This is a genomic window from Rhizobacter sp. P3_C12 (genome assembly GCF_056402735.1).
In genome coordinates this window covers 1-6,379 of sequence record NZ_JBFUGW010000321.1, presented here as the reverse complement: position 1 = coordinate 6,379, position 6,379 = coordinate 1, and the positions used below count along the sequence as shown (strand labels likewise).

7 protein-coding genes are annotated in these 6,379 nt (G+C 68.0%); 2 read left to right on the top strand and 5 right to left on the bottom strand.

The window, feature by feature from the left end:
- The 4 genes from AC1DXV_RS29820 to AC1DXV_RS29805 all read right to left on the bottom strand — a co-directional run.
- Positions 1-936, bottom strand: a 936-nt coding sequence (locus tag AC1DXV_RS29820; RefSeq protein WP_477937056.1) for an alpha-amylase family glycosyl hydrolase, incomplete at its 3' end; no start/stop codon positions are given.
- Between the two features lie 23 nt (positions 937-959).
- The gene (locus AC1DXV_RS29815; protein ID WP_477871599.1) at positions 960-1,808 is read right to left on the bottom strand and encodes a carbohydrate ABC transporter permease; all 849 of its coding nucleotides are present in this window, start codon (positions 1,806-1,808) and stop codon (positions 960-962) included.
- Positions 1,805-2,704, bottom strand: a complete 900-nt coding sequence (locus AC1DXV_RS29810) for a carbohydrate ABC transporter permease (RefSeq protein WP_477871597.1) — start codon at positions 2,702-2,704, stop codon at positions 1,805-1,807. The genes AC1DXV_RS29815 and AC1DXV_RS29810 overlap by 4 nt, the downstream gene beginning before the upstream one ends.
- 404 nt (positions 2,705-3,108) lie before the next feature.
- Positions 3,109-4,386 carry an ABC transporter substrate-binding protein gene (locus AC1DXV_RS29805; RefSeq protein ID WP_477873473.1) on the bottom strand — a complete coding sequence of 426 codons (1,278 nt, stop codon included), beginning with the start codon at positions 4,384-4,386 and terminating at the stop codon, positions 3,109-3,111.
- A gap of 269 nt (positions 4,387-4,655) precedes the next feature.
- On the opposite strand from AC1DXV_RS29805, the gene AC1DXV_RS29800 reads away from it, so the two are divergent.
- Both AC1DXV_RS29800 and AC1DXV_RS29795 read left to right on the top strand, forming a co-directional pair.
- On the top strand, positions 4,656-4,934 hold the full coding sequence (locus AC1DXV_RS29800) for a hypothetical protein (RefSeq protein ID WP_477873474.1): 279 nt from the start codon (positions 4,656-4,658) through the stop codon (positions 4,932-4,934).
- A gap of 5 nt (positions 4,935-4,939) precedes the next feature.
- Complete coding sequence (locus AC1DXV_RS29795) at positions 4,940-5,350, top strand: methylglyoxal synthase (protein WP_477937054.1); 411 nt, start codon at positions 4,940-4,942, stop codon at positions 5,348-5,350.
- A gap of 225 nt (positions 5,351-5,575) precedes the next feature.
- Here AC1DXV_RS29795 and AC1DXV_RS29790 read toward each other — a convergent pair.
- Positions 5,576-6,379 (bottom strand): metallophosphoesterase (locus AC1DXV_RS29790; protein WP_477937052.1); only part of this gene is annotated, 804 nt, incomplete at its 5' end.

Below are 6,379 nucleotides of genomic sequence, written 5' to 3'. Positions count from 1 at the left end.
GGCCAGCACCGCATGCACGTAACGCGGCTCGTGCCGTTCGGTCATCAGGTTGAAGGTGTAGGCCATGTGCAGCCGCGCACCGGTGGTGTAGGCGCGCAGCGTGGCGTACTCGTTGTCGTCGCCGATCTCGCCGATGGTGGTGATGCCGGGGTAGCGGTCGCACAGCGCGCGAAAGCGCTGCAGGAAGGCAAGGTTCTCCGGCTGCGTCTTGTCGTACAGGTGGCTCTGCCGCGCGTACGGGTTGGCGCGCGGCACGCCGACCGCGAACTTTCCGGCCGGCTGCGGCGGGTTCGAGCGCAGCTGCCGGTCGTGGAAGTAGAAGTTCACCGTGTCGAGGCGGAAGCCGTCGACGCCGCGCTCGAGCCAGAACTGCGCGGCGTCGAGCACGGCATCCTGCACCTGCGGGTGGTGGAAGTTCAGGTCCGGCTGCGAGGCCAGGAAGTTGTGCATGAAGTACTGCTGGCGCCGGGTTTCCCACTGCCAGGCGCTGCCGCCGAACAGCGACAGCCAGTTGTTGGGCGGCGAGCCGTCGGGCTGCGGATCGACCCACACGTACCAGTCGGCCTTCGGGTTGTCGCGGCTCGCGCGGCTCTCGACGAACCACGGGTGGTCCTTCGAGGTGTGGCTGATCACGAGATCGATCAGCACCTTGATCTTCAGCGCGTGGGCGCGTGCCACCAGCGCATCGAAATCGGCCAGCGTGCCGAACATCGGATCGACGTCGCAGTAGTCGGTGACGTCGTAGCCGAAGTCGCGCATCGGCGAGCGGAAGAACGGCGAGATCCAGATCGCGTCGGCGCCGAGCGAGGCGATGTGGTCGAGCCGCTGCGTGATGCCGGCGAGGTCGCCGACGCCGTCGCCGTTGCTGTCCTGGAAGCTGCGCGGGTAGACCTGGTAGATGCAGGCGCCGGCCCACCAGTCGGTTGGAGTTGTCATGGTCGTGTCGTTCAAAAGAGGAGTCAGCCCTTGACGGAGCCGGCCGTCAAGCCGGCGACGATCTGCCGTTGAAAATAGACCACCAGCCCGATGAGCGGCAAGGTGACGATCACCGAGGCCGCCATGATCGCGCCCCACGGGGCTTCGTAGCCGCTGCCGGCACTCACCAGCGCGATCGCGACCGGCACGGTGCGCTGTTCGGTGCTGATCGTGAAGGTCAGCGCGAACAGGAACTCGTTCCATGCGGCGATGAACGCGAGCAGCCCGGTGGCGACCATGGCCGGCCAGAGCAGCGGCATGAAGATGCGGAAGATCAGCGTGAAGACGCCGAGGCCGTCCATCATCGCGGCCTCTTCGACCTCTTTCGGCAGCTGGCGCATGAAGGTGACGAGCACCCACACGGTGAACGGCAGCGTGATCACCAGGTCGGCGAGCAGCAGGGCGCCCAGCGAGTCGTAGAGGCCGAACGCCTGCACCAGCTCGAACATGCCCGACAGCACCGCGACCTGCGGGAACATCGACGCCGACAGCACGGTGAGCATCAGCGTGCCGCGGCCGCGGAAGCTGACGCGCGACAGCGCCCAGGCAGCAGGCAAGCTGAGTGCGAGCGACAGCGCGACGACGCCGCCGGCGACGAAGGCGGAATTGAGCAGGTTGCGGGCGAACGGCTGGTCGCGGAACAGGCTGGCGTAGTTGACGAGGGTGGCGTGTGCCGGCCACAGCTCGGGCGAGAACAGCGCGGTGCCCTGCTTCAGCGAGGTCGAGACCGCGTACAGCAGCGGGAACAGCGAGACGAACAGCAGCAGCGCGGCCGAGGCGTAGTACAGCGCCGACATGGCGGGCGTGCGTTGGTGGATGCTGGGACCGTTCATGACGAGGCCTCCTCGACGCCGCGGCGCGTGGCGCCGAGGTACACGATGGTGACGAGCGCGATCATGAAGAACAGCACGGTGGCCGAGGCCGAGCCGAAGCCGACCTGCTGGAAGTCGATGAGCTGTTCGCGCACGTAGATCGACATGCTCTTGGTGGCGCGGCTGTTGGAGGTCATCACGTAGATGACGTCGAAGACGCGCAGTGCGTCGAGGGTTCGGAACACGACGGCGACGGCGACGCCGGGCACGATCAACGGCAGCGTGATGCGGGTGAAGACGCGCCAGGTGGGCACGCCGTCGACCTTGGCGGCCTCGTAGCAATCGAGCGGCACCATCTGCAGCGCGGCGAGGATCAGCAGCGCCATGAAGGGCGTGGTCTTCCAGACATCGACCATCACGACGGTGAAGAGCGAGAGCGTGGGGTCGGCGGTCCAGGCGAGCGGCGCCGCGATGAGCCCGAACGCGAGCAGGTAGTGGTTCACGACGCCGAACTGGTCGTGCAACATCCAGCTCCAGATGCGGGCCGACACGACGGTGGGGATGGCCCAGGGCACGAGCATCGCGGCGCGCAGCAGCGTGCGCAGGCGCGATGGTTGGTTGATGACCAGGGCGACGCCGAGGCCGAGCGCGGTCTCGAGCGTGACCGAGAGCAGCGCGAAGACACCGGTGACGAGCACGGCGCGCCACCAGTCCGGATCGCGCAGCACGCCGTAATCACCGGTGTAGTTCTCGAGGCCGATGAACTTCCATTCGCCGAGGTGGGCGAGCGACGCATCGGTCAGGCTGAACCACAAGGTTCGTGCGAGCGGCCAGCCGGCGACGGCCAGCAGCACGATCAGCATCGGGGTGAGCATCCACCAGGCCCACTTCACTCTCTGCCTCGTCAGCCCTGACATGTTTTTGCTCCTTTGTTCGCTCGTTGCTTCTTGTGCGGCGCGGCGGGTGGGGGAAAAGACTGAACAGACCGTTGAGCGTGCGAGCGCTCGCGCGCTTCGTCTGTCTGATCAGTCTTTTCCCCACGCAAAGAACTGCGGTGTCGGCAAAGGCGCGGGTGGGGAGGCTGTGGAGCGCCAATCAGGACGGGGCGCCGGAGCTGGCTGGTTTCATGGCCCGCGTGCGCCAGCACGCTTCGTGCACTGACTGTCGCCGACTGTTTGACCACAACGAACGAAGTGAGTGGCGGGAGTTTCGGCGACGGGCCTTGAAACCAGTCAGCGGAGGGGAGTCTTTGCCCCGCCWGGGGCAAAGACCGCACTGGCCGGCGAGCCACAGCCTCCCCACCCGCGCCTTTGCCAGCGCCTCAGTTCCAACGACCTCCACGCCCAATCTGATTCAGGCGCTGATCCAACTTGGCAACGGCCTCCTCGGGCTTCGCACTGCGCGACAGAACCTCATGCGCCGCGTTCCAGAATTCGTTGCTGACCTGGTTGTAGCGCGAAGCCGTCACCGTGGCAGGCCGAGGCACCGCGCTCGCGAAGGTACCGGCCAACTGGCTCATGAACGGATTGGCGGCCACCACGTCCTTGTCCTGGTAGAGCGTCGAGACCGTCGGGTTGAACGAGCCTTTCAGCGCCCGCTCCTTCTGCACCTCGGCGCTGGTCATGTACATCACCAGGTCGGCCGCCAGCGCCGCGTTCTTCGAGTACTTCGACACCGCCAGCTGCTGGCCGCCCAGCGCCGCTGCGTTCGAGCCCGCCTCGCCACCCTTCGGCAGCACCGCCACGCCCACCTTGTTCTTGATCGGGCTGTCGTCGCGCTGCGCCAGCGACCAGGCGTACGGCCAGTTGCGCATGAAGACCGCGTTGCCGGCCTGGAACACGCCGCGCGATTCCTCCTCGGCATAGTTCAGCACCGCCGTCGGCGAGATCGTGCCGACCCACGAGGCCGCCATCGCCAGCGCCTTCGACGTCGCCGGGTTCTTCACCGACACCTTGCCCGCCGCGTCGACGATCGTGCCGCCGCCATAGCTCGACACCCACTCCAGCGCATTGCAGGTCAGCCCCTCATAGGCCCGGCCCTGCCACACGTAGCCCCACATCTTGTCGTTGCCCGCGGCACGCTCGGCCGACTGGATCTTCTGCGCGGTGTCGGTCAGCTGCTCCCACGTGACCGGCACCTTCAGGCCGTGCTTCTCGAGCAGGTCCTTGCGGTAGTACAGCAGCCCCGCATCGATGAACCACGGCATCGCGACCAGCTTGCCCTGCACGCTGCCATTCGCCACCATCGACGGGAAGTGCGTCTTCTCGACACCCTTGCTGTACGGCTTCAGGTCCAGGAAGTGCGAGCCGAGAATGCCCGGCCACACCACGTCGACCTGGAACACGTCGATCTTGTCCGATTGCGACCCCAGCACCTGCTGGTACAGCGCCAGCCGCTCGCTGGCATCGTTCGGCGTGGACACCACCTCGACGGCGTTGCCCGATTTCTTCGCCCAGGCCTCGGCCGCGCTCTTGCACAGCTCGAGCTCCTGGCCGACCGCCCCGCACGAGATCTTCAGCGTCGCGGCCTGCACGGTCGCCGTCGCGATCAACGAAAAGCCGGCCGCAGCCAGCGCCAGCATCAGGCGTCTTTGCATCATCGTTTGTCTCCATCTGTTGTGGTCCGGGCCGGCTCGGGTCCGGCTCCTGGGCGGCATTACAGCGGCCACCCGCCCGGCCAGGATGTCGACCGTGAACGACACCCCTGCTGGTTCTGTCATCTTTGAAACATGGCGACAGTGGGCGGACGGCAGCAATCCACGCATCCCCCGAACGAAGGTGTCACGCCGTGCGCACGGCCGCCCGCCACTGGCTACCATGGCTCCCACGCGTTCGCCCGTGCGGATGCATGAACGCTTGAGGCCACCCCGTGTTTGAAACCATCTTCGCCGGCACCGTGCTCCTGGTCTGCGCCATCCTGCTGGTGCGCCTGACGCTCAGCGTGCGCCGACGAATGCAGTTCGATTTCATGATGCAGCGCTGGTGGGCCACGCTGGCCGGCAGCTGGCTGCGGCTGTGGCGCTGGCCCGGCGCGCGCCGTGAGGCGAACCGTGAAGCACGCGACGCGATCGAGCGCGCCCGCGGCGGCGAATGGGACGGCAACGTGTACCGCCCGAAATCGTTCCGCAAGCCCCGCAAACCGCACTGATGTTCATGACCGACACCATTTCTGCCACCCCGTCAGCCCCGCCGCCCCGCATCGCCCTGATCGCCCACGACCACAAGAAGGACACGATGGTCGAGCTGGCCCGCGAGTACCTGGACTTCCTGCAAGGCTGCACGCTGGTCGCGACCGGCACCACCGGCAGCCGCCTGCAGGATCAGCTCGGGCTGACCGTGCAGCGCATGCTGAGCGGCCCGCTCGGCGGCGACCTGCAGATCGGCGCGAAGCTCGCCCAGGGCGAGATCGACCTGGTGGTGTTCCTGCGCGACCCGATGACGCCGCAGCCCCACGAACCCGACATCAATGCGCTGGTGCGGGCCTGCGACGTGCACGACGTGCCCTGCGCCACCAACCTGTCGACGGCACGCCTGGTGCTGGCCCGCTTGTCGGAAGGGCGCTGACCCCGCCGGGCATGTCGATTGCCCCATTCCAGACGGGCCCATGCCCGCAGGAGTGTTTCGATGAACCAGCTCTCAGAGCGCCCCGACGCCCGACGCCGCCGTGTCGAAGGCCCGTCGCGCGATCCGCGTGATCACGCGGGCCTGGAGCGGCCGGCCGCCCACCCGAAGGGTGCGCGGACCGAACCCCCTCGTGTGCCGGCAAACCGTGCCGGCTGAATTTGCCGCTCAGGCCCTCACGAGCCTGACACGCGTGATCTCCGACGGCGCCCCCAGCCGCTTCGGCGGACCCCAGTAGCCCGTCCCCCGGCTCACATAGACCCACAGCGAGCCCAGCCGGTGCAGCCCGGCCACGAACGGCTGCTGCAGCGGCACGAACAGATTCCACGGCAGGAACTGCCCGCCGTGCGTGTGGCCTGACAGCTGCAGGTCGAAGCCCGCCTCGGCCGCCGCCGCCGCGCTGCGCGGCTGGTGCGCCAGCAGCACCTTCGCATGCGCTTCATCCGACGCGCCGCGCATCGCCCGCGCCGGATCGCTGCGCTGCCCTTCGTCGAAATGGTGCGCGCCGAAATCGGTCACGCCCGCCAGCAGCAGCCGCCCCGCGCCGTGCTTCAGCAGCAGGTGCTCGTTCATCAGCACCGTGATGCCGAGCCGCCGCAGTTCGGCCACCCAGGCCGGCGCGCCGGAGTAGTACTCGTGATTGCCGGTGACCGCGAACACGCCGTGCCGCGCCTGCAGCCGCCCGAGCGGCGCAGTGTGCTCGGAGAGCTCCGGCACCCGCCCGTCGACCAGGTCGCCGGTCAGCGCCATCACGTCGGCGTCCAGCGCATTGGCGGCATCGACCACGCGGTCGACGAAACCCTTGCGGATCGTCGCGCCGACGTGCAGGTCGCTGATCTGCACCAGCGTGAACCCCTCCAGCGCCGGCGGCAGGCCGGCGATCGGCACGTCGACGCGCCGCACGCCGGGCCGGCGCCGCGCGTTCAGCAGGCCCAGCAGGCTCGCGAGCAGCGCCAGCGCCAGCGCCGGCAC